Annotated in this window: 18 protein-coding genes; 7 read left to right on the top strand and 11 right to left on the bottom strand. The window is 62.2% G+C overall.

Annotated elements, in window-relative coordinates; translation table 11 throughout:
• Positions 1–123: 123 nt before the first annotated feature.
• Genes CGS25_RS08455 through CGS25_RS08445 form a run of 3 tightly spaced genes read right to left on the bottom strand, consistent with a single transcriptional unit; the run spans position 124 to position 2,847 of the window.
• The gene (locus CGS25_RS08455) at positions 124–1,413 is read right to left on the bottom strand and encodes an ISL3-like element ISPpu12 family transposase (protein WP_004574636.1); all 1,290 of its coding nucleotides are present in this window, start codon (positions 1,411–1,413) and stop codon (positions 124–126) included.
• A gap of 21 nt (positions 1,414–1,434) precedes the next feature.
• Positions 1,435–1,947: a signal peptidase II gene (lspA, locus tag CGS25_RS08450; RefSeq protein WP_004863699.1), complete on the bottom strand. Its 513-nt coding sequence runs from the start codon at positions 1,945–1,947 to the stop codon at positions 1,435–1,437.
• Between the two features lie 3 nt (positions 1,948–1,950).
• Positions 1,951–2,847 carry a cation transporter gene (locus tag CGS25_RS08445; RefSeq protein ID WP_004574643.1) on the bottom strand — a complete coding sequence of 299 codons (897 nt, stop codon included), beginning with the start codon at positions 2,845–2,847 and terminating at the stop codon, positions 1,951–1,953.
• Positions 2,848–2,942: 95 nt separating this feature from the next.
• Here CGS25_RS08445 and cadR point away from each other — a divergent pair, with 95 nt between their 5' ends.
• Positions 2,943–3,350 (top strand): Cd(II)/Pb(II)-responsive transcriptional regulator, encoded by a 408-nt coding sequence (gene cadR, locus CGS25_RS08440; RefSeq protein ID WP_004364961.1) that lies wholly within the window; start codon positions 2,943–2,945, stop codon positions 3,348–3,350.
• A 172-nt stretch (positions 3,351–3,522) separates the two neighbouring features.
• On the opposite strand, the gene plsB is transcribed toward cadR, so the two are convergent.
• On the bottom strand, positions 3,523–6,060 hold the full coding sequence (plsB, locus tag CGS25_RS08435) for a glycerol-3-phosphate 1-O-acyltransferase PlsB (protein WP_101675211.1): 2,538 nt from the start codon (positions 6,058–6,060) through the stop codon (positions 3,523–3,525).
• Between the two features lie 264 nt (positions 6,061–6,324).
• Between plsB and CGS25_RS08430 the strand changes: the two genes are divergently transcribed.
• On the top strand, positions 6,325–7,260 hold the full coding sequence (locus CGS25_RS08430) for a DMT family transporter (RefSeq protein ID WP_157933798.1): 936 nt from the start codon (positions 6,325–6,327) through the stop codon (positions 7,258–7,260).
• Between the two features lie 614 nt (positions 7,261–7,874).
• Here CGS25_RS08430 and CGS25_RS08425 read toward each other — a convergent pair.
• On the bottom strand, positions 7,875–9,476 hold the full coding sequence (locus CGS25_RS08425; RefSeq protein WP_101675209.1) for an aldehyde dehydrogenase family protein: 1,602 nt from the start codon (positions 9,474–9,476) through the stop codon (positions 7,875–7,877).
• Positions 9,477–9,650: 174 nt separating this feature from the next.
• On the opposite strand from CGS25_RS08425, the gene CGS25_RS08420 reads away from it, so the two are divergent.
• On the top strand, positions 9,651–9,848 hold the full coding sequence (locus tag CGS25_RS08420; RefSeq protein WP_089032211.1) for a hypothetical protein: 198 nt from the start codon (positions 9,651–9,653) through the stop codon (positions 9,846–9,848).
• A gap of 27 nt (positions 9,849–9,875) precedes the next feature.
• Here the strand turns inward: CGS25_RS08420 and dapE are convergent, their stop codons facing one another.
• The 6 genes from dapE to map form a co-directional block, all read right to left on the bottom strand.
• Positions 9,876–11,003: a succinyl-diaminopimelate desuccinylase gene (dapE, locus tag CGS25_RS08415; protein ID WP_101675208.1), complete on the bottom strand. Its 1,128-nt coding sequence runs from the start codon at positions 11,001–11,003 to the stop codon at positions 9,876–9,878.
• 89 nt (positions 11,004–11,092) lie between these two features.
• Positions 11,093–12,127 carry a 2,3,4,5-tetrahydropyridine-2,6-dicarboxylate N-succinyltransferase gene (gene dapD / locus CGS25_RS08410; protein WP_101675207.1) on the bottom strand — a complete coding sequence of 345 codons (1,035 nt, stop codon included), beginning with the start codon at positions 12,125–12,127 and terminating at the stop codon, positions 11,093–11,095.
• A gap of 105 nt (positions 12,128–12,232) precedes the next feature.
• The gene (locus CGS25_RS08405; protein WP_101675206.1) at positions 12,233–12,577 is read right to left on the bottom strand and encodes an ArsC family reductase; all 345 of its coding nucleotides are present in this window, start codon (positions 12,575–12,577) and stop codon (positions 12,233–12,235) included.
• 107 nt (positions 12,578–12,684) lie between these two features.
• Positions 12,685–13,869 carry a succinyldiaminopimelate transaminase gene (dapC, locus tag CGS25_RS08400; protein ID WP_101675205.1) on the bottom strand — a complete coding sequence of 395 codons (1,185 nt, stop codon included), beginning with the start codon at positions 13,867–13,869 and terminating at the stop codon, positions 12,685–12,687.
• 57 nt (positions 13,870–13,926) lie between these two features.
• Positions 13,927–16,623 (bottom strand): [protein-PII] uridylyltransferase, encoded by a 2,697-nt coding sequence (locus tag CGS25_RS08395; protein WP_101675204.1) that lies wholly within the window; start codon positions 16,621–16,623, stop codon positions 13,927–13,929.
• 62 nt (positions 16,624–16,685) lie between these two features.
• Complete coding sequence (gene map, locus CGS25_RS08390; protein WP_089032205.1) at positions 16,686–17,462, bottom strand: type I methionyl aminopeptidase; 777 nt, start codon at positions 17,460–17,462, stop codon at positions 16,686–16,688.
• A 347-nt stretch (positions 17,463–17,809) separates the two neighbouring features.
• Between map and rpsB the strand changes: the two genes are divergently transcribed.
• The 4 genes from rpsB to frr all read left to right on the top strand — a co-directional run bounded on the left by rpsB (position 17,810) and on the right by frr (position 21,176).
• Positions 17,810–18,565 (top strand): 30S ribosomal protein S2, encoded by a 756-nt coding sequence (rpsB, locus tag CGS25_RS08385; RefSeq protein WP_089032204.1) that lies wholly within the window; start codon positions 17,810–17,812, stop codon positions 18,563–18,565.
• Positions 18,566–18,634: 69 nt separating this feature from the next.
• Positions 18,635–19,516: a translation elongation factor Ts gene (gene tsf, locus CGS25_RS08380; RefSeq protein ID WP_101675203.1), complete on the top strand. Its 882-nt coding sequence runs from the start codon at positions 18,635–18,637 to the stop codon at positions 19,514–19,516.
• Between the two features lie 350 nt (positions 19,517–19,866).
• Positions 19,867–20,622, top strand: a complete 756-nt coding sequence (gene pyrH / locus CGS25_RS08375) for a UMP kinase (RefSeq protein ID WP_198588732.1) — start codon at positions 19,867–19,869, stop codon at positions 20,620–20,622.
• The gene (frr, locus tag CGS25_RS08370; protein WP_101675202.1) at positions 20,619–21,176 is read left to right on the top strand and encodes a ribosome recycling factor; all 558 of its coding nucleotides are present in this window, start codon (positions 20,619–20,621) and stop codon (positions 21,174–21,176) included. Before pyrH ends, frr begins: the two co-directional genes overlap by 4 nt.
• Positions 21,177–21,201 lie beyond the last annotated feature (25 nt).

Here is a 21,201-nt window from a genome sequence, read left to right as displayed (position 1 = left end):
ACCCGCGCTGATCTTCCACGGCCGTAGGCCGTGGGAAGGCGTTTCGGCTACGACCTTTTAACTTTGGGTATACGGATTTAATGGTTGATGGGGCACCTTCACCCCATCAATCTGATACCACCCTCAGATGGTTGATAGATCGACTCCGTAGTTGAGTTCCTCTGCGAAGTCCGGCAGTCCGTAACCGATGGTTTTCTTGTAGAAAGGAGAGACCTTCGCAGTCGGTGCCTTCTTCTTGTGCTTCGTGGTGTAGAGCATTCGTGCCCGCATCACCTCGAAGGAGTAACCGCGCCCTTCACGGTTCTTGTCCTTGGCCAGTCGGTTGATGGACTCCGTGTAAGCGTTGGTGACGGGCATGTCCGTCTCGAAGTAGGTCATGGTCTCTTCGCGCCAGTTTCCCACTGCCCTGACCAGATCGCTCCAGACTTCCTTTTGGCCCTTCGGGATGGTGGCTATCCACTCGTCCAGGGCGGCTTCTGCCTGGAGCCGTGTGGTGGCGTCCCAGATGCCGTAGAAGCGCTCCTTGTGCTCGTAGGCGGCCAGCAGTTGCGGGAACGCGCCTGTCCAGGTCTCCATGATGAGGCGCTCCCGGTCTGAGACTTCGTGAGCGCGTTTCAGCAGGATTTTCCGGTCTCCCTTGAGAGTCCGGCTCTGGGACGGTTTCAGCTCCTTTCTGAGGCCCTTGCGCACTCTCTCTAGGGCATCGTTGGCCATGCGCACCACATGGAACTTATCGACCACGATACGGGCCTGGGGCAGCACAGCCTTGACCGCTGCCCGGTAGGGGTTCCACATGTCCATGCTGACGATCTCGACCTTCTGCCGGTCTTTCAGCTTCATCAGGTAGTTGGTCACCACGTCCTGGCGGCGGGTGGCCAGCAGGTCGAGCAGGGTTCGCTCCTCAATGTTGGTCAGAATGCAGCGGTAGCGCTTGTTCAGGTATAGCTCGTCAATGCCCAGGATGCGGGGCGTCTCGAAGCGGTGCCAGCGCCCCAGGAACTCGGCGCGGGCGTTGAAGATGTCGCGCACCGTCTTCTCGTCCAGGCCGGTCTGTGCCGCCACAAAGGTGTAGGGGTGGTTGAAGGATTCCTTCTCCACGTACTCATGCAGCCGCAGTGTCATACGGAATCCGTCCACCATCTCCGGTAGCTGGGGCCTGAATGTTGTCTTGCAGGCCCGGCAGGTGTATCGGCGGCGGACCACCCAGAGAGTGACCCGCTTGCCGTGGATGGGCAGATCACGATAGGGAACGTCACGCTTGCCGAACCGTACGAACTCACCCTGCACGCCGCATTCCTCGCAGGCGATGGGATCGGGCACGTCCACCTGGAAGTGCATTTCGTCGTCGGTTGATTTGCAGCCCAGTACTTGGTATTGCGGCAGGTGAAGGATGTTGTCGGGAAGTTCGGTCATGGTGTTGTATAGGCGTAGGTGTCAGTCAGATCCATCCGGCTCGGCATTGGTGTTTGCTTTTTTACCCAACAAGCTGCTGGAAACGAAAAGTAAGGCACCGAGGACAATTGCAATATCAGCCAGGTTGAAGGCCGGCCAATGCCAGTCTCGCCAATAGAAATCAAAGGAATCCACAACATAGCCGCGAAAGACCCGGTCAATCAGGTTGCCCATGGCGCCACCGAGGATAAGACTGTAAGCGATGGCTTCTCCTTTATGACGATTTTCAAGGATCAGCTTGATCAGAAAAATCGAGACCACTACCGCGATTCCGATAAAAAAGTAGCGCTGCCAGCCTCCACCATTCGCAAAAAGACTGAATGCGGCACCGGTGTTCCATAGGTGCACCCAGTTAAAGAACGGGGTCACCGAAACATACTCGCCATAGGCCATTGATTGCTGCACCAGCCACTTTACAGCCTGATCAGACGCTGCCAGCAGGCCCGATATGGACAATAGGGCATACGGCGAGAGCTTTTTGCCAATAATGAGCATTATTTAACCCTTCAACGCCAAAATGCGTCTGGCACCGTTAAGTACAATGCCCCCCGCGATGGTGCCGATAATCAGATCCGGATAATTGGAACCGGTCCACGCGACCAGGGCGCCGGCGGTGATGACCCCCAGGTTGATCACCACGTCGTTGGCCGAGAATATCCAGCTTGCCTTCATGTGCGCCCCGCCTTCCCGATGTTTGGATATGAGCAGCAGACAACTGGTATTGGCAATCAATGCGACGAATGCGATAGCCATCATCACCAGCGATTCAGGCTCACTACCGAATACAAAGCGTCTCACCACCTCTACGAGCACGCCCACAGCCAAGATCAGTTGCAGTACACCAGCAAGATGCGCGGCACGTACCTGCATTTTCACGCTATGTCCAACCGCATAAAGGGCAAGCCCGTACACCGCCGCATCGGCAAAATTGTCCAGGGATTCTCCAATCAGGCCGGTGGACTGGGCGATCAGACCGGCAGTCATTTCCACCACGAACAGAAGTGCATTGATGCCGAGCAACCAGCGCAGGGTCCCGGATTCTTGCTTAGCAGAAGCTGCCGAAAACTCGGCGGCCTTGATGGTCTCCGGATTTGCAGCGACGGTTTCCTGAAGCGAGGCGCCTAGCCCCAAGGTCTTCAGTTTCGAGGTGACGGGCTCGACCTCGCCGTCATGCACGACCTTCAGCCGGCGGTTCGACAAGTCGAAGGACAGCGCCCGAATCTCCTCAAAGCCGTTCAGGGCTAGGCGAATCATTCGTTCTTCTGATGGACAGTCCATCTTCGGCACGGCATAAACACTGACCCATCTCCCTGGCGCCTCGGAGGAGGCCTGTATATCGGTATCCGCTGCGGACGTTGCATCACCGCCACAGGCGCCACCACAGGATTTGCTCATGATACGACTCCACTTGAACAATGTTGTGGTACCATTTAAAACTATAAAGCTACTATAAGGTCAATAGAGTAAAGAATCCGTTGGGGAGGAGGCTGATGCGCATTGGTCAGTTGGCGCAGTTGGTAGGGGTCGAAACACAGACGATCCGCTTCTATGAACAGCAGGGCTTGTTGCCGCCGCCTGATCGGCAGGACAACGGTTACCGTGTCTATACCGAGAAGCATGGTGAGGGGCTGGCCTTCATCCGTCGCTGCAGAATCCTGGGCCTGTCACTGGCTGAGATTCACGAACTACAGAGCTATCAGGACGACCCTCATCAGCCTTGTACCGCCGTCAACGCCTTGCTCGATGATCACATCTCTCATGTGCGGTCGCAGATAACCGCTCTGCAAGCGCTTGAGAAACAACTCGTTTCACTGAGAGCGAGTTGCAACGATGACCGGGAAGTTGAGGCGTGTGGGGTTCTTGCTGGAATTAGCGAAGGAAACATGCACCAGCAGTAGGTGAAGCATCAACCAGATAATCCGATGAGATGCCGGTCTGTCTCACTCTCATGCAAAGGTAAGATCAACCATTTAATCCGCTTACCCTTAACTTTTAACTTTTAACGGGCTCTTGACCGGCACGGCCCCTCCGCCACAATGCGCTGGCTTGCAGCTTGCAGCTTGCAGCTTGTTACTTCCCCGCTTCGGTGCCTTTGGCCGGGTTGCCGGCTTGTTGATGGTCAGTGGCGGCGAGGGCGGTGTCGAGTTCCGGGACGCGGGTGATGCGCTGAATCGCCTGGCTGATGTCGGGGCTGAGGATGCGGCGGGCTTCGTCGTCCAGGGTGCGCAGGGTGTCGCCGAAGGTGAGCTGTTGTTGCGGGTCGAGATCCACCAGGCCGGCTTCCACCAGTTGGCCGATAAAGTTGCGCAACACCACCTTGTCGAAAAATTCCGGTGAGTTGAATTCATAAAGCAGAGAGAGCCGTTGCGCGGTGTGGTGCGCCAGCTCGCCGAGCTGGTCGGTGGTCAGCCGGCCGCTGCCGTATTGCACCAGCAGGCGGATGGTCAGGTAGTAACGCTCCAGGGAGGGCATCACCGTCTGGCCAAGGTGGGCGAGCAGATCGGAGGCGTAACTGTGAATGGCGGCGCCGTGCAGGCAGTCGCCTTCGCGGCTGATCAGGCCGTTGCTCTCCAGCACCGAGACAATGCGCTCCACCGCGTCGGGCAGGTCGTCGTCCTGGCGCCAGTGCAGAAGATATTCGTTGCGGAAAAACGGGTAGAGCAGGGCGACCATGCTTTGCAGCATGGGCAGACGAATCGAGCGGGCGTTGAGAAACAGCGAGCAGATCAGCCCGGGCAGCACGAACAGGTGCAGGCTGTTGTTGCGCACGTAGGCCATCTGCAGGGCGGTTTTCGGATCGGTGGTGACCACGTCGCCCAGCGAATGCGGCACGCGAATCAGGAATTCATGCTCCAGGCCATACTCGATAATGGTGTCCGGGTCGGTTTCCGCCAGGCGCGCGGTGTCACTGTACGGCGCCTGCTCAAGCAGATTGATATAGAGCTGCAACTGTTGGCGAAGTTGCTGCAGATCCATGGTGTGTTTGGGCGTGGCCAGCAACGCCAGGCTGATCAGATTGACCGGGTTGGCCACCGCGGCGGCGTTGATGCGGGTCACCACTTCCTCGCCCAGGGCATTGACGGTCTGCTTGAACCAGGTCGGGCTGTCGTGGGGGGCCAGCTCCTCGTTGCGCCAGCCCTCGCGGTGATCGTCGAGAAAGTCCACCAGCCGGATCGGCTCGCCGAAATTCACATGCACCTGGCCGAAATGGCTGCGCAGCACCTTGAGGGATTTGAGCAAGCCAAACACCGACTCTTTCTTTTTCTTACCGCCGTGCAACTCGCCAATGTACGAGCCCGCCTCGATCACTTTTTCGTAACCCACATAGACCGGCACGAAGGCAATCGGTTTGCGCGCGTCACGCAGGAAGCTGCGTACCGTCATCGCCAGCATGCCGGTACGCGGCTGCAGCATGCGGCCACTGCGGCTGCGGCCACCCTCGACGAAGTACTCAATCGAAAAACCGCGCGTGGTGATGCTGTGCAGATACTCATAGAACACCGCCGAATAGAGCGGGTTGTCGCGGAAGCTGCGGCGCATGAAGAAGGCGCCGCCACGGCGCAGGATGGTGCCCACCACCGGCAGGTTGAGGTTGATGCCGGCGGCGATGTGCGGCGGCACCAGACCGTTGCGGTAGACCACGTAGCTGAGCAGCAGGTAATCGATGTGACTGCGATGGCAGGGCACATAGATGATCTCATGGTCGCGCGCCAGATGGGTAAGGTGGTCCAGGTTGTAAAGACGGATGCCGTCGTACAGGCGGTTCCACAGCCAGTTCAGAAACAGCGCCAGGGCGCGAATCACGGTGTGTGAATAGTCCGCCGAAATTTCCATGGCGTAGCCGCGCGCGCGCTCCAGGGTTTTCGCTTCGCTTTCGTTGTGGGTGGCGGCCGCCTCGCGAATCGCCTCGCGCACCGGCGGCGCTTCCATGATGGCGTTGGAGAGCGTGCGTCGGTGGGACAAATCCGGGCCGATGGCGGCTTCCTGCTGGCGGCGGAAATGCACGCGCAGAATGCGCGAGGTCTTGCGCACGATCTGGTCGTCGGTGCGCCCCTGGTCGACCAGCGCGCGCAGCGACAGGGGCGAGCTGAACTGCACGTAGAGTTCGCGACCCTGGGTGATGATGATAAAAAATTTCTTAATGAAACCCGGCGGTGCCCAGTTGTCGGAAAAAATGATCCGCCACAGGGAATTTTCCTTTTCTGGCTGGCGGCCCCAGAACACCGACACCGGCACCAACTGCACGTCCAGCTCGGGGTTGTTCTTGAGCCCGGCGACCAACCGTTGCAGCCGCGCCGGTGTCACCGCCAGACGCTCACGGCTGACCGTGCGAGCGCGCTTGTAAAGATGAAAGTAGCTGCGCGACAAATGCTGCTTACCCAGGGTCAGCGACGCCTTCGGGGCACTCAGCCCGAGCCGGCGGGCGGCCTGATCGGCCACCGCCGCGTCCGCCACCGAGCGGTCCCGCACCACATAGACCACCGGTTTGTTGGGGTCCAGTTGCAGTTCCGCCGGGTCCTCGGGCAGCGCCCGGATACGGGTGCACAGCCGCATAAAAGCGCGAATAAGCAGAAAAAAGAGGCGATCCAGTCCTAACCAGGGCGTCATAAGAGCCAAACGGGTAATCAAAGGTGAGGGAATTCTACCCGAGGGGTGGCGGCACCGACATCGTCGGATATTGCAAGATGTTACCGGATTGCAACCGCTGCCCGCAGGGCCGGTGCGTGCTGTCGCACCCGCGCAACCATCAGGGTCGCAGGCAAAGGTTTCAACAGTGCCGCCACGGCGATATGTTACTCCGTTGCCGTGGGCGGGCGCGGCGGTACCGCATCCGCCGCCTTGATCCTTTCTTTGTGGGGAATTCGCTTTGTCTTGGACGCTTCTGGTTGGCCACTTTACCTGTCGCTGGCGCACCGCTGGCCGGCGATCATGACCGCCGTGGCCGCTCCGGCGGCACGCCCGCTGATCGGCGTACTGTTGATGGCCCTGGGGGTGAGCATCCTGCCGGTGATGGATGGGCTCGCCAAACACCTCAGCGACAGTTACCACGTGATTCAGGTGACCTGGGCCCGCTATTTATTTCACTTTCTGCTGCTCGGCGCCCTGTTGCTGTGGCGCCTGCCCCTGGCCGAGCTGAGGCCGCAGCATCCGCGCATGCAGATGCTGCGTGGCGCCTTTCTGCTCTCCACCACGCTGTGTTATTTCGCCGCGATTTCGTTTCTGCCCCTGGCCAACGCCCTGGCGCTGGCGTTCATTGGTCCGCTGGTGAGCACCGCTCTGGCGCCCTGGTTGTTGAACGAAGCCGCCGGCGCGCGGCGCTGGCTGGCGGTGGCGGTGGGCTTCGCCGGCACCCTGGTGGTGATCCGCCCCGGTTGGGGCGAGTTTCACTGGGCCTCGCTACTGGGCCTGGCCGCCGGCGTGTCCTACGGCCTCTACCAACTCACCACCCGGCGCCTGTCCGGCAGTGGCCGGGCGTCGGTGACGCTGTTCTATACCTCGGTGTTCGGCCTGGCGGTGTTAAGCCTGGCGGTACCGTTCGTGTGGAGCCTGCCCAGCGCGTCGGGCTGGGCCCTGATGCTGGCGATGGGCGCGGTGGGCGCGCTCGCCCACTTTCTGATTATCTGCGCTTTTGAATACGCCTCCGCGCCGGTGCTCTCGCCGGTCAGTTACATGGAAATGGCCGCCGCCGTCGCGGTCGGCTGGTTCGTCTTCGGCGATTTTCCCGACGCCTGGACCTGGGCCGGCATCGCCCTGATCGTGGTCAGCGGTTTGCTGGTGGTGGTCGGCGAACGGCGGCCGGTGGTTTGAAAACAGGATTCAGGATGCTGGTTCAGCGTGGGTCATGGAGAGGGCCGCAAGCTTCATGCCACAAGCTGCAAGAGGCGCTACGTAGCCCGCCCGTGGCTTGGGGTTTGAAGCGCATAGCCTGAGGCTTGCAGGCCCTGTGGGCGCGGCCTTGTAGGGAGGGCAGCGTTACCGGCCGCGGGCTCGTCTGGTCGCCGACCCGGCCATCAAGTTCCCGTCTCCCTTCATAGACAGGACGGGCAGCCGAAGGGGGGCACAACGGGGTGTCCTTCTTGATTTCGGCCGGCCAATAAAGTCTGGCGGGAGCTGTGGCGCCGTTCGGCTGCGCCGGTTCGCGGTCAAGGACCGCTCCCACAGCGGCTTCGTTGCTAAGGGGTGCGAATCTGACTTAAAACAAGCAAGACCCGCCGCTTGCGGCGGCCCGAAGGGTGAGTGGCAACGCCACGAATCAAGTACAACGCCCAACAGGGCGTCAGCGGCGAAGAGCAGTGGACCAGCATGAGTCAATTCCCGCTATTCCGCGAACCAAAAAAGGGATTGCGAATCCATCGGCGTGGCCGGCGGCGTCGGGTTTGGCGTGCCAGTGTGCGGCGTGACAGCGTGTTGCGTCTCCCCCTTCAATCCACCTTCCATCGGCTGAACATCTTTCTGATCAAGAACGGCGTCAATTTGAGGCTGGCGCCCAGCCATTGGCCGGCGTTTTTTGGGAAGGCGAAGCGCAGGGCGTTGAGCAGGCCTTTGTAGGTGGCGCGGTCGGCGGGGTACCACCAGAGGTTGCGTTTGGCGGGCAGCAGGTCCCAGTTGATCACCTTGGGGTGGGTCATTTCCAGCAGGCCTTCCGGGCCGTGGGTGCGGCCGATGCCGGATTCTTTCCAGCCGCCCCAGGGCGCTTCGGAGAGGCCGTGGGTGTAGAGGTGATCATTAATGGTGGTGACGCCGGTTTCCAGGCGGGCGGCGAGGGCGCGGCCCCTTTTGTTGTCGCCGGTCCAGACCGAGGAGGTCAGCGCCAGGTTGGAGCGGTTGGCTTTCTCCAGTGCCTGTTCGGCGTTGTCGACTTTTTCCACCGCCAGAAGGGGGCCGAAGGTCTCTTCGCAAACCGTGAGCATGTCATCCCGGAGCCCGGTCAGCAGAGTGGCGGGGAAGAACAGGCCTTTTTCCACGTCGCCAACCGGTTGCGATTGCGCTTCGATGCGCGCGCCTTTGGCGAGGGCGTCCTCCAGATGCTGCTGGACGGTGCGTAACTGGCCCTCGGTGGTGAGGCTGCCGATGTCGACGTTGACCTGATCCGCGTGTCCGGGGCCGTGGCGCAGAGCGCGGGTCTTTTTCGCCAGCCGTTCGACAAAGTCGTCGTAGACCGGCGCTTCCACATAGATGCGCTCGACCCCGCCGCAGCTCTGGCCGGCGTTCTGGTAGCCGGCCCAGGCGGCGCCGTTGCTGGCCCGTTCCAGGTCGGCGTCGGCGAGCACGATCATCGGATCGTTGCCGCCCAGTTCCAAAGACACCGGGGTCAGGGTGTGCGCGGCCTGGGCCATCAGTGTTTTGCCGGCGTTGACGCTGCCGGTGAAAAACAGTTTGTCGATGCCGTGCTCGAACCAGGCGCCGGCCACTTTGGAGCCGGAGCCGACCAAGTGCTGGAACAGACCCTCGGGCAGTTCGCCGGCACTGACGATGTGTTCGATGGCGCGGCCCACCGCCGGGGTGGCGGCGGCCACTTTCAGTTGCACCGCGTTGCCGGCCATCAGCGCCATGACAATCTCGCCGAACGGAATCGACAGCGGGTAGTTCCAGGGGCTGATGATGCCCACCACGCCCAGCGGCAGATGACTGACCTGGGTGCGTTTGTTGGCGAACAGCAGGCTGCCGGGGCGGCGCATCGCCGGCCTGAGCACTTTTTCGGCGTTGCCGGCGTACCATTGGCAGGCCAGGGCGCAGGGCAGCACCTCAGTGGCGAGGGCGTCGATGCGGGTTTTGCCGTTGCTTTCGCTGACGGTGCGCGCCAGGTCCTCGGCGCGGTCGACCAGGTAACGGCGCATCAGATCGATGTGCGAGGCGCGCTCCTTGAAGCTTTTCGCCGCCCATCGGCGCTGGGCCTGGCGAGCGCGCGCCAGGCGCTCGGGCACGCTGGCCAGATCGGTTTCGTTGAGTTCGGCGACCGCCGTGCCGGTGGCCGGGTTGATGTCGATCACGCTGTTCGAGGCGGATGAGGTAACGTCGGTCATGGCAGTGTCCGGTGGCGAATCTGGAGAGGGTTAATAGAGCATACCGTTGGCGGTGGCGGTATGGCGACAAGGCCTGACAGGCCGGCGCCGATGCCAGCGTCGCTTTGCGCTGGGGGTGAGGGCCGGCTAAGCTCGCCGCAGTTGAATCGGGGCAGTGATCGGGAGGAGACCGCGATGGCGGAGCATATGAGTCTGTTGGTGGGTGTGATGGCGGTGTGGATGGTGGTGTGCACCGCGCTGAGCTATGTGATCGCCAGGCGCAAGCGAATGAAGCCACTGTTGCCGACGCTGGCGGGCCTGGCCACTTCGGTGGTGCCGTTGGTGGGGGTGATTTATCTGGTGGTGCTGGGGACCCGGCCGGCGGTGAAATAGAGCGCCGGGCCGGGTTGTGGCGCGGACCTAGACCAGTAAGTTTTCCAGGATCTGGCGGTAGATGTCGGTCAGCACGTCCAGTTCGGCGATGTCGGTGTGCTCATCGATCTTGTGGATGCTGGCGTTGACCGGGCCCAGTTCCACCACCTGGGCGCCGGTGGGGGCGATAAAACGGCCATCGCTGGTGCCGCCAGCGGTGGACAGTTCGGTGTCGCGGCCGGTTTGCGAGCGGATCGCGGCGACGGTGGCGTCCACCAGCGCGCCCCGGTCGGTGAGAAACGGCTGACCGGACAGCGTCCATTGCAGATCGTAGTCCAGGCCGTGCCGGTCGAGAATCGCCTCGGTGCGCTGGCGCAGATCCGCCTCCGTCAGTTCGGTGGAAAAACGGAAATTGAACACCACCTCGCAGGTGCCCGGGATCACATTGGTGGCGCCGGTGCCCGCGTTGAGGTTGGAAATCTGGAAGCTGGTGGCGGGGAAGAACGCATTGCCCTGGTCCCATTCGATGGCGGCCAGTTCCGCCAGGGCTGGGGCCACATCGTGCACCGGGTTGCGGGCCAGGTGCGGGTAGGCCACGTGGCCCTGCACACCCTTGACGGTGAGCCGGGCGCCCAGCGAGCCGCGCCGGCCGTTCTTGATCACATCGCCGACGGTGTCGGTGGAGGAGGGCTCCCCCACCAGGCAGTAGTCGATGGCTTCGCCGCGCTCGCCGAGCGCTTGTACGACCTTGACGGTGCCGTCCACCGAGGGGCCTTCCTCGTCGGCGGTGATCAGGAACGCGATGCGGCCGTGATGATCGCCGTGCTCGGCGACGAACCGTTCCACCGCCACCATCATCGCGGCGATCGAGCCTTTCATGTCCGCCGCGCCGCGCCCGTACAGCCGGCCTTCATGCTCGCTGGGCTGGAACGGTGCAAAGCGCCAGGCGCCTGGCTCGCCGGTGGGCACCACATCGGTGTGGCCGGCGAACACGAACAACGGCCCGCCCTGGCCACGATGCGCCCACAGGTTGCGGACCTCACCGAACCACAGGGTTTCGCACTCGAACCCCGAGGCCTGAAGGGTCTCCGCCATCCATTCCTGGCAACCCGCGTCCTCCGGTGTCACCGATGGACGACGAATTAACTCCTTGGCGTAATCGAGGGTACGAGACATTAAATCGGCTCCAAGCCGCAAGCCACAAGCTTCAAGCTCGCAGACCGCCGGGGCCTGCTTGTGGCTTGAGGCTTGCGGCTTGTGGCTGCTCAGTTGTGCTTATGCAACTCTTCGTTGAGGGCGATGGCGGTTTTGTTGGTGCGGCATTGGACCGCGCCGGTCAGGGAATCGCGGCGGAACAGCAGGTCGCTTTTGCCGGCCAGGTCGCGGGCGCGCACGGTGTCGACGTTTTCGCCCTGGTCATCGAGCAGTTCCACCTTGGTGCCGGCGGTGATGTAGAGGCCGGCTTCGATGGTGCAGCGATCACCCAGCGGAATGCCGGTGCCGGCGTTGGCGCCGAGCAGGCAGTTTTCACCCAGGGCGATGATCATGTTGCCGCCCCCGGAGAGGGTGCCCATGGTGGAGGAGCTGCCGCCCAGGTCGGAGCCCTTGCCCACGAACACGCCGGCGGAAATGCGGCCTTCGATCATGCCCGGGCCTTCGGTGCCGGCGTTGAAGTTGATGAACCCTTCGTGCATGACGGTGGTGCCTTCACCCACGTAGGCGCCCAGACGCACGCGGGCGGTGTCGGCGATGCGCACACCTTTGGGCACCACGTAATCGGTCATCTTGGGAAACTTGTCGACGCTGTTCACCGCCAGCACGCGGCCGTCCAGGCGGGCCATCAACTGACGCTCGGGCAGTTCGTTCAGATCAACGGCGCCTTCGGCGGTCCAGGCCACGTTGGGCAACAGCGGGAAGATGCCGCTGAGCACCACGCCATGGGGTTTGACCAGACGGTGCGAAAGCAGGTGCAGTTTCAGATAGGCTTCCGGGGTGGAAGCGGGCTCCGCGTCGGTTTCCAGAATGGTCAGCACCAGCGGTTGCTGACATTCCTGGAACGCCACCGCGTAGCTGGCTTCGTGTTCGAAGCCGGCGTCGCGCCATTCCCGCGCGATGTGCTGAATCTGACGGTGGGTCAGTTCCAGCGCCGCGTTGCCACCCTGGTAACCCACTTCCTCGCGCACCACCTCCACCAGCCGCGGATCAGGCTTGATGGCCGGGTCCGGGTAGTACACTTCCAGCCACAGATCATCGCGGTTCTTGGTGCCACAGCCCAAGGCCAGTGCAAAAATGTCGGTCATGTTGCCTCCTGTTGGGGCGCCGGACGCCTGACGCTGGACGCCTGACGCTAAAACCCGGAGGGGTTTGCTTTAAGCGTCCGGCGTCTGGCGTCCGGCGTCCAGCGCTTAAATCAATTGCTTCCAGTCTTGCTCGTTGAAACCGGCGCGCAGGGCGGTGCCGGTTTCCAGAATCGGTCGTTTAATGATGGACGGATTGTCCATCGCCACGGCAAGCGCCTGCTCGCGGTCCATGTTGTCGCGCAGCGTGGCGTCCAGTTTACGCCAGGTGGTGCCGCGACGGTTGATCACGGTCTCCCAGCCCAGGGTGGCCAGCCACTCGCGCAGGCGCGCCTCGGGGACGCCTTCTTTCTTGTAGTCGTGAAAACGGTAATCCACGCCCTGGGCATCCAGCCACGTCATGGCTTTTTTCATGGTATCGCAATTCTTGATGCCGTAGATCGTTGTCGTCATCGGGTTTCCTTTTGTTAGCGCTGGACGCTTGACGCCGGACGCTAAAAACACCGCTCGGACAACTTGGGTTTAAGCGTCTGGCGTCAAGCGTCCGGCGTCCAGCGTCTTCACCCAAGCCGTTCGATCAGGGCGCGGATGCGTCTGGCGCCTTCCACGCACTGGTCCAGTTCCGCCACCAGCGCCATGCGCACCCGGTTCGTGCCCGGGTTGCGGCCATCCACGGTGCGTGACAGGTAGCGGCCAGGCAGCACGGTGACGTTCTCTTCCGCTTTCAAACGGCGGGCGAAGGTTTCATCGTCGATGGGCGTCTTCGGCCACAAATAAAAGCCCGCGTCCGGGGCGGATACCTTAAGTGGCGCACCGAGAATGTCCAGCACGGCGTCGAATTTTTCCGCGTAAAGACGGCGGTTGGTCTGCACGTGGGTTTCGTCTTCCCAGGCTTTGATGCTGGCCAGTTGATGGTGCACCGGCATGGCACAACCGTGGTAGGTGCGGTAGCGCAGGAACGGCTCCAGCAGGGCGGCATCCCCGGCCACGAAGCCGGAACGCAAACCGGGCAAATTGGAGCGCTTGGAGAGCGAGTGAAACACCACGCAACGGCGGTAATCGTGGCGGCCCATCTCGGCGCAGGCCTGCAACAAGCCGGCGGGGGGCTTGTCCCGGTAAATTTCCGAATAGCACTCGTCGGAGGCGATCACGAAGTCGTACTTGTCGGCGAGCTGAATCAGGGCCTTCATCTGCGCCTGGCTGAGGGTGGCGCCGGTGGGGTTGCCGGGGCTGCAGATAAACAGCAGCTGGGTGCGCCGCCAGGTGTGCTCGTCGACGGCGTCGAAATCCGGTTGCAGGCCGCTGGCTTCAGTGCACGGCAGATAAACCGGCTGGCCGCCGGCGAGCAGGGCGGCGCCTTCGTAGATCTGGTAGAACGGATTGGGCATCAGCACCAGCGGCGCCTGGCTGCGATCCAGCACCGCCTGGGTAAAGGCGAACAGCGCTTCGCGGGTGCCGTTGACCGGCAGAATCTGGTCCTCGGCGCTGATGCTGCGCAGCTTGAAGCGGCGCTGCAACCAGGCGGCGATGGCCTCACGCAATTCCGGCAGGCCGGCGGTGCCCGGATAGCGGCTCAGCAGGGCGGTGCTGTCGCGCAACGCCTGCTGCACGAATTCCGGCGATGGATGTTGCGGCTCGCCAATCGACAACGCCACCGGCGGTTTGTCGCAGACCGGCAAGCCGGAAAACAACACGCCAAGTTTCTCAAACGGGTAGGGGTGCAACCGTTGCAGATCGGGATTCATGGGTTTCCTTAAAGATTCAAGTCGTCTGACGTCCGACGCCGGACGTCGGACGCAAAATCAAATCGTCACGGACAGCGAGTCGTTTTTGCTGCGCTCGTCCAGTTCCTGTTTCAGGGTGTTTTGCAGGTCCTGGCAGAGGTCCGGGTCGGAGACCGGGTTGCCGTCCAGGTCGGTGATGAAGAAAACGTCCTCGACCCGTTCGCCGAGGGTGGCGATGCGGGCGTTCTGCACCAGCAGTTCGAAGCGCACGAAAATGCGCCCGATGTGCGCCAGCAGGCCGGGGCGGTCCAGGGTCTGAATGTCCACCACGGTGCGGTCATTGACGATGTCGTTGCTGATCACCACCTGGGTGGGCACATCGAAATGCTTATGCCGGCGCGGCATGCGTCGGCTGACGCTGGCGCCGAAATTTTCCGGCTGCTTGAGCGTTTCGGTGAGGGTTTTGCGAATGTGTTCAACGCGCGGCCAGTCGTCGCCGATGGGGGTGCTGTTTTCGTCCAGCACGATGTAGGTGTCCAGGCTGAAGCCGTCGGCGCTGGTGATAATGCGCGCGTCGACGATGGTCAGCCCCAGGGCGTCGATGGCGTTGACGGTGGCGGCGAACAGGTTGCGCGTGTCCGGTGTGTAGATAAAGATCTGCGAGCCGCCTTCCTGCTGATTGCCCTGGTTGGTTTCCGATTCACGGATCAACACCAGAGGATCGCGGTTGTCGCGGCGCTCCAGCAGGGCCTCGGTGTGCCAGGCGATGTCCCAGGGCGTTTCGCGCAGAAAGTATTCGTCGCCGATGTTGGCCCACAGCGCTTCGATGGCGGGCGCGTCGTAGTCGCGGTCGGTGAGCAGTTTCAGCGCTTCGTCACGGGTCTCGTCGATCCAGTCCTGTTTGTCCTGGGGATTGCTGAGCCCGCGGCGCAGGGCCCGTTTGGTTTCCAGATACAGCTGGCGCAGCAGTGAGGCGCGCCAGGAGTTCCACAGCGCCGGGTTGGTGGCGTTGATGTCGGCCACGGTCAGCACATAGAGATAATCCAGGTGCACCAAGTCGCCCACCGTGCGCGCGAATTCGTGCACCACGTCCGGGTCGGAGATGTCCTTGCGCTGGGCGGTCACGCTCATGGTCAGGTGGTTGCGCACCAGCCAGGCCACCAGTTTGCCGTCCCAGCTGGTCAGGCCATGGCGCTGACAAAAGGCAATGGCGTCGTCGGCGCCGAGCTCGGAATGGTCGCCGCCACGGCCCTTGGCGATGTCATGGTAAAGGCCGGTTACGTACAGCAGCTCCGGTTTGGGCAAACGGTAGAACACCTCGCAGGCCACCGGGAACGCTTCACGCTGATCTTCGTAGCGCAGCCGGCGCATGTTCTTGACTACCAGCAGGGTGTGCGCGTCGACCGTGTAAATATGAAACAGGTCGTACTGCATCATGCCGATGATGCGGCCAAACTCGGGCAGGTATTTGCCAAGAATGCCGTAGCGTTTCATGCGCCGCAGCTGGGTGAACAGGGCGTGCGGGCTGCGCAGCAGTTGCATGAACAGGGCGGTGTTGGCCGGATCGTCGCGGAATTCCTTGCCAATCAGACGCCGCGACTGGATCAAGGCGCGCACGGTGGCGGCGCGGATGCCCTTCAGATCCGGGTTTTGCGCCATTAATACAAACACTTCCAGCAGCGCCGAGGGGTGCTTTTGGAACACGTCCGGGGCGCTCATTTGCAGGTAGTCGTTGCGGACCTGGAAACGGCGGTTGAGCGGGCGCACCTGTTCGGGCTCGTCGGCGCGCAGGATGACCTCGTCGAACAGCTGCAACAGCATCTCGTTGAGCACCGACAGCGCCAGCGCAACGCGGTAAAACTCCTTCATGAACAACTCCACCGCCAGGTTGGCGTTGGAGTCCTTGTGGCCGAGCCGTTCGGCGAGCTGGCGCTGGTGGTCGAACAGCAGGCGGTTTTCGTTGCGGCCGGTCAGGTTGTGCAGTTGCCAGCGCACCCGCCACAGGTAGTCCAGGCAGCGGCGCACCGCGCCGTATTCCCGCTCGGTGAGAAACCCGGCGCGCACCAGGGCCTCCAGACTGTCGGCGCCAAAATGCCGCTTCGCCACCCAGGCGATCATCTGCACGTCGCGCAGCCCGCCGGGGGCGTTCTTGATGTCCGGTTCCAGGTTGTATTCGGTGTCGTTGAACTTGCGGTGGCGGCCCATCTGCTCTTCCCACTTGGCGGCGAAAAAGCGGTCGTTGGGCCACATATTGGCCGGGCCGGTGAGCCCCTCCAGATCGGCGCGCACCCGGTCATCGCCGGCCAGAGTGCGTGCTTCCATGATGTTGGTGGCCACGGTGATGTCCTGGCTGGCCAGGCTCACGCACTCTTGCAGGGTGCGAACGCTGTGGCCGATTTCCAGGCCGATGTCCCAGAGAAAGGCGACGAACCCCTCCAGGGCGGCGCAGGCCGGCTGCGCCGGGGTGTCCCGGAACAGCACCATCAGATCGACGTCGGAATGTGGGTGCAGCTCGCCACGGCCATAACCGCCCACCGCCACCAGGGCGCTCTGGTCGAACTGATCCAGCCCGAACAACGACCAGGCGGCGATCAGCACCCGATCCACCAGGTCAGCGCGGCCGGTGACCAGATCCGAGATCGGCGCGTCTTCGAAGGCGGCGTCCAGGCGTGCCTGGCCCTCTTCGAGAAAGCGGCGGGCCGCCATGCCGGGCTGCTCGCTGGCGCGCAGCGCGTCCAGCAGCTCGGTCTGGGTCAGGGGAGGGGTCAGATTCATGGCGCGGGCACCGGTTGGGAACAGGAGGGCGCCGGCGATGAGGCCGGCGCCGGCTGCTAAAGTCAGTAGAGGTCGCTTTCTTCCTGGCGGGCGGTCAGCACTTCATAGCCGTCGGCGGTGACCGCCAGAGTGTGCTCCCACTGGGCGGAGAGCTTGCGATCCTTGGTCACTACTGTCCAGCCGTCGGGCAGCAGTTTGGTGGTGGCCTTGCCGGCGTTGATCATCGGCTCGATGGTGAACACCATGCCCTCGCGCAGTTCCATGCCGGTGCCCGGCTTGCCGTAATGCAGCACCTGCGGCTCCTCGTGAAACACCTGGCCAATGCCATGGCCGCAATACTCGCGCACCACCGAGAAACGCTCGGATTCCGCCAGCTTCTGAATGCGGTGGCCGATGTCGCCCAGGCGCACGCCGGGCTTGACCATGCGGATGCCCTCCAGCATGCACTCCCGGGTGGTCTCCACCAGACGGCGCGCCAGCACCGAGGGCTCGCCCACGAAATACATCTTGCTGGTGTCGCCGTGCCAGCCGTCCTTGATCACGGTGACATCGATGTTGACGATGTCGCCTTTCTTAAGCAGTTTTTTGTCGTTGGGGATGCCGTGACAAATAACGTGGTTCACCGAGGTGCAGATCGATTTCGGGAAGCCCCGGTAGCCGAGACAGGCGGGGATCGCGTGCTGCTGGTTGACGATGTGGTCGTGGCAGAGGCGGTCGAGCTCCTCGGTGCTGACCCCGGGCTGGACGTGTTCGCCGATCATTTCCAGCACTTCGGCGGCGAGGCGGCCCGCTTCGCGCATTTTGGCGATGTCTTCCGGGGTTTTCGTGGTCACGTTCATGTTGATGAGAGAAACTCCAGCGTATTCAAGGGTTTGGGCTGCAAAGGCGGGCCCGGGCCGGTAACCTGTATACCGCTTTCACGTTGCCCGGGGAAGGCGCTTATGGTATAAAGCGCGCGCCTTTGTCGCTCGTCGGCGGTTCAGCATTGTACCTGCTCGGCGGCGCGAGGTGGAACCTGGCATCAGCGGAACCATAACGGAGCCGCGATGGCCGGGTCACTAAATCACACATACCCCGACACATGGCTCTGGGTGCCGGCTGTTTTGCCTTCCTTCTATAAAGGGGCGGACAGGCTGGTTGGGTCATGCGGGGGTATGGAGGCCTAACCCAACGTGGAGTATAGACAATGTCCAGCGTAACCATGCGCGATATGCTGAAGGCCGGTGTGCACTTCGGCCACCAGACCCGTTACTGGAACCCCAAGATGAAGCCCTTCATCTTTGGCGCCCGTAACAAGATTCACATCATCAACCTGGAAAACACCCTGCCGTTGTTCACCGACGCCATGTCGTTCCTGAACAAGCTGGCGGCCAGCAACAACAAGATCCTGTTCGTGGGCACCAAGCGCGCCGCTCAGAAAGCGGTTCGCGAAGAAGCGCGCCGTTGCGGCATGCCCTACGTGGATCACCGCTGGTTGGGTGGCATGCTGACCAACTGGAAGACCATTCGCCAGTCCATCAAGCGTCTGCGTGATCTGGAAGCTCAGGAAGAAGACGGCACCCTGGGTAAGTTGACCAAGAAAGAAGCCCTGATGCGTCACCGTGAAATGGAGAAGCTGGAACGCTCCATCGGCGGTATCAAGGACATGGGCGGCCTGCCCGATGCTCTGTTCGTGGTGGACGTGGACCACGAGAACATCGCTGTTCTGGAAGCCCGTAAACTGGGTATTCCGGTAGTGGCGGTGGTGGACACCAACTCCAACCCGGATGACATCGACTATGTGATCCCGGGCAACGACGACGCCATCCGCGCCATCCAGCTGTACGTGGCGGCGGCCGCCGACACCATCCTGGAAGGTCGTGAATACGCCCGCACCCAGTCCGGTGGCGAGAGCGAGTTCGTCGAAGTCGAGGAAGCCCAAGGCGAGCAAGCCGAAGGTTGATCACGCCGGGGCGGGCCTGGCCCGCCCCGCGCATCGCACTACCCGAATTAAAGATTCAACGAGGTAAGCATGGCTGCTGTAACTGCTGCAATGGTGAAAGAGCTCCGTGAGCGCACCGGTCTGGGCATGATGGAATGCAAAAAGGCATTGGTGGAAGCGGGTGCCGACATCGAGAAAGCCATTGACGATCTGCGCAAGTCCGGCCAGGCGAAGGCTGCCAAGAAAGCAGGCCGTACCGCCGCCGAAGGCGCCGTAGTGATCGCCACCACCGCCGACAATTCCCGCGCGGTGATGGTGGAGATCAACTCCGAAACCGACTTTGTCGCCCGTGACGACAACTTCCTCGGCTTCTCCAGCAAGGTGGCCCAGGCCGCCCTGGACGCCGACGAAACCGATCCCGCCAAGATCGCCGAGCTGAGCATCGAAGGCGGCACCGTGGAAGAGGCCCGCCAGGCCCTGGTGCAGAAAATCGGTGAGAATATCCAGGTGCGCCGCGCGGTGCGTCTGAGCGTTGATGGTGGCGTCGTGGGCAGCTACGTGCACGGCGGCAAAATCGGCGTTCTGGTGGCCATGAACGGCGGCGACGCCGAGCTGGGCAAGGACGTTTCCATGCACGTGGCCGCGGTGGCCCCGATGGTGGTGAAATCCGACCAGGTGCCCCAGGAAGTGCTGGATAAAGAGCGCGAGATCATCCGCGCCCAGCCGGACATGGAAGGCAAGCCCGCGGAAATCGTCGAGAAGATGCTGGGCGGTCGGATCAACAAGTATCTGAAAGAAGTCAGCCTCAACGATCAGCCGTTCGTTAAGGACCCCAACGTGACCGTGGGTGGCCTGGTGAAAGATGCCGGCGCCGAAGTGGTGGCGTTCGAGCGTCTGGTGGTGGGCGAAGGGATCGAGAAAGAAGAGGTCGATTTCGCCGCCGAGGTGATGGCTCAGGCGAAGAAGGGCTGAATTTCCTTCGCCGCCGGTTGTCTCTGTAGAGAGCGTCCCAAGACGCCTTGCTGGCCAGCCCAGCAAGGCGTTTTTTTCGACTTTCGTCACCGGTCGGGCGGGTCGGGCACCGCCGGGCCTTGCATCCTGCTTCCGGGCGGGTAGTGTGCTTGAAGGTTTGCGCCCTGACGCCGTTGGCGAGCATCGCCACGGCGGCCATCGGGACCGCCGATCCGGTACGGTCCTGATTCGCATGACCGCCTGTGCGGAGCTGTGCCGCAGAGGCGGCTTGAGAGAGCCCCAAGCGGCTTTTCCAACACCCAGTTAATCGATCCGAGGGCGGCTATTCCATGAGTGGCGGAGAACAAGACATGGCCAAGAGCAAGGAGCGCTCACCGCGCTACAATCGTATCCTTCTGAAACTCAGCGGCGAGGCGCTGGCGGGCGACGAAGGGTTTGGCATCGACCCGCGAGTGCTCGACACCATGGCGCTGGAAATCGGCCAACTGGTGGGCATTGGCGTGCAGGTGGGGCTGGTGATCGGTGGTGGCAATCTGTTCCGTGGCGCGGCCCTGCAAAGCGCCGGCCTGGACCGGGTGGCCGGCGATCATATGGGCATGCTGGCCACGGTGATGAACGCCCTGGCGCTGCGCGATGCCCTGGAGCGCTCCAATATCCGTACCCGGTTGATGTCGGCGATTCCCATGAGTGGCATCGTGGAGCATTATGACCACCGCCATGCCACCCGCTATCTGAAGAACGGCGAGGTGGTGATTTTTTGCGCCGGTACCGGTAATCCGTTCTTTACCACCGACTCCGCGGCTTGCCTGCGTGGCATCGAGATCAGCGCCGACGTGGTGCTTAAGGCCACCAAGGTCGATGGGGTCTATAATGACGATCCCGTGACCAACCCCCAGGCGCAAAAGTACGATCGCCTCACCTACGACGAGGTGCTCGACCGCAAGCTGGGGGTGATGGATCTGACCGCGATTTGCCTGTGTCGGGACCATGACATGCCGTTGCGGGTGTTCAACATGAATAAGCAGGGCGCCTTGCTCAGCCTGATGCTGGGCGGCAACGAAGGCACCCTGGTGGAAGCGGCTAAAGAAGACGAGGAAATACGGTGATCGAGGACATCAAGAAAGACGCGCAAGAGCGCATGAAAAAGAGTCTGGAATCCCTGGAGACGGCGCTCAAGAAGGTGCGTACCGGACGGGCCCATCCGAGCCTGCTGGACACCATCACGATCTCCTACTACGGCTCGGACACGCCGTTGAGTCAGGTCGCCAATATCTCCGTGGAAGAGGGCCGCACCCTGGTGGTGTCGCCGTTCGACAAGAGCCTGATCCAGGACGTGGAGCGGGCCATCATGACCTCCGACCTGGGCCTCAACCCGTCCACCGCCGGCACCGTGATCCGCCTGCCATTGCCGCCGCTCACCGAAGAGACGCGCCGCGATCTGGTTAAGGTGGTGCGCAGCGAAGCCGAGCACGCCAAGGTGGCGATCCGCAATATCCGCCGTGACGCCAACGGTGATTTCAAGGATCTGCTCAAGGAAAAGGAGATTTCCGAAGACGAGGCCCGCCACGGCGAGGAGCAGATTCAGCAACTGACCGACCGCATGGTGGCGGAGGTGGACAAGATGCTGAAGACCAAGGAAGAGGAACTGATGACGGTATAAGCCGCCGTTGCGGCCGTGTGCCGTA

Source organism: Alloalcanivorax mobilis, assembly GCF_002864685.1.
In the GTDB taxonomy this organism is placed as follows: Bacteria; Pseudomonadota; Gammaproteobacteria; order Pseudomonadales; family Alcanivoracaceae; genus Alloalcanivorax; species Alloalcanivorax mobilis.
This window is presented reverse-complemented; position numbering and strand designations above follow the sequence as displayed.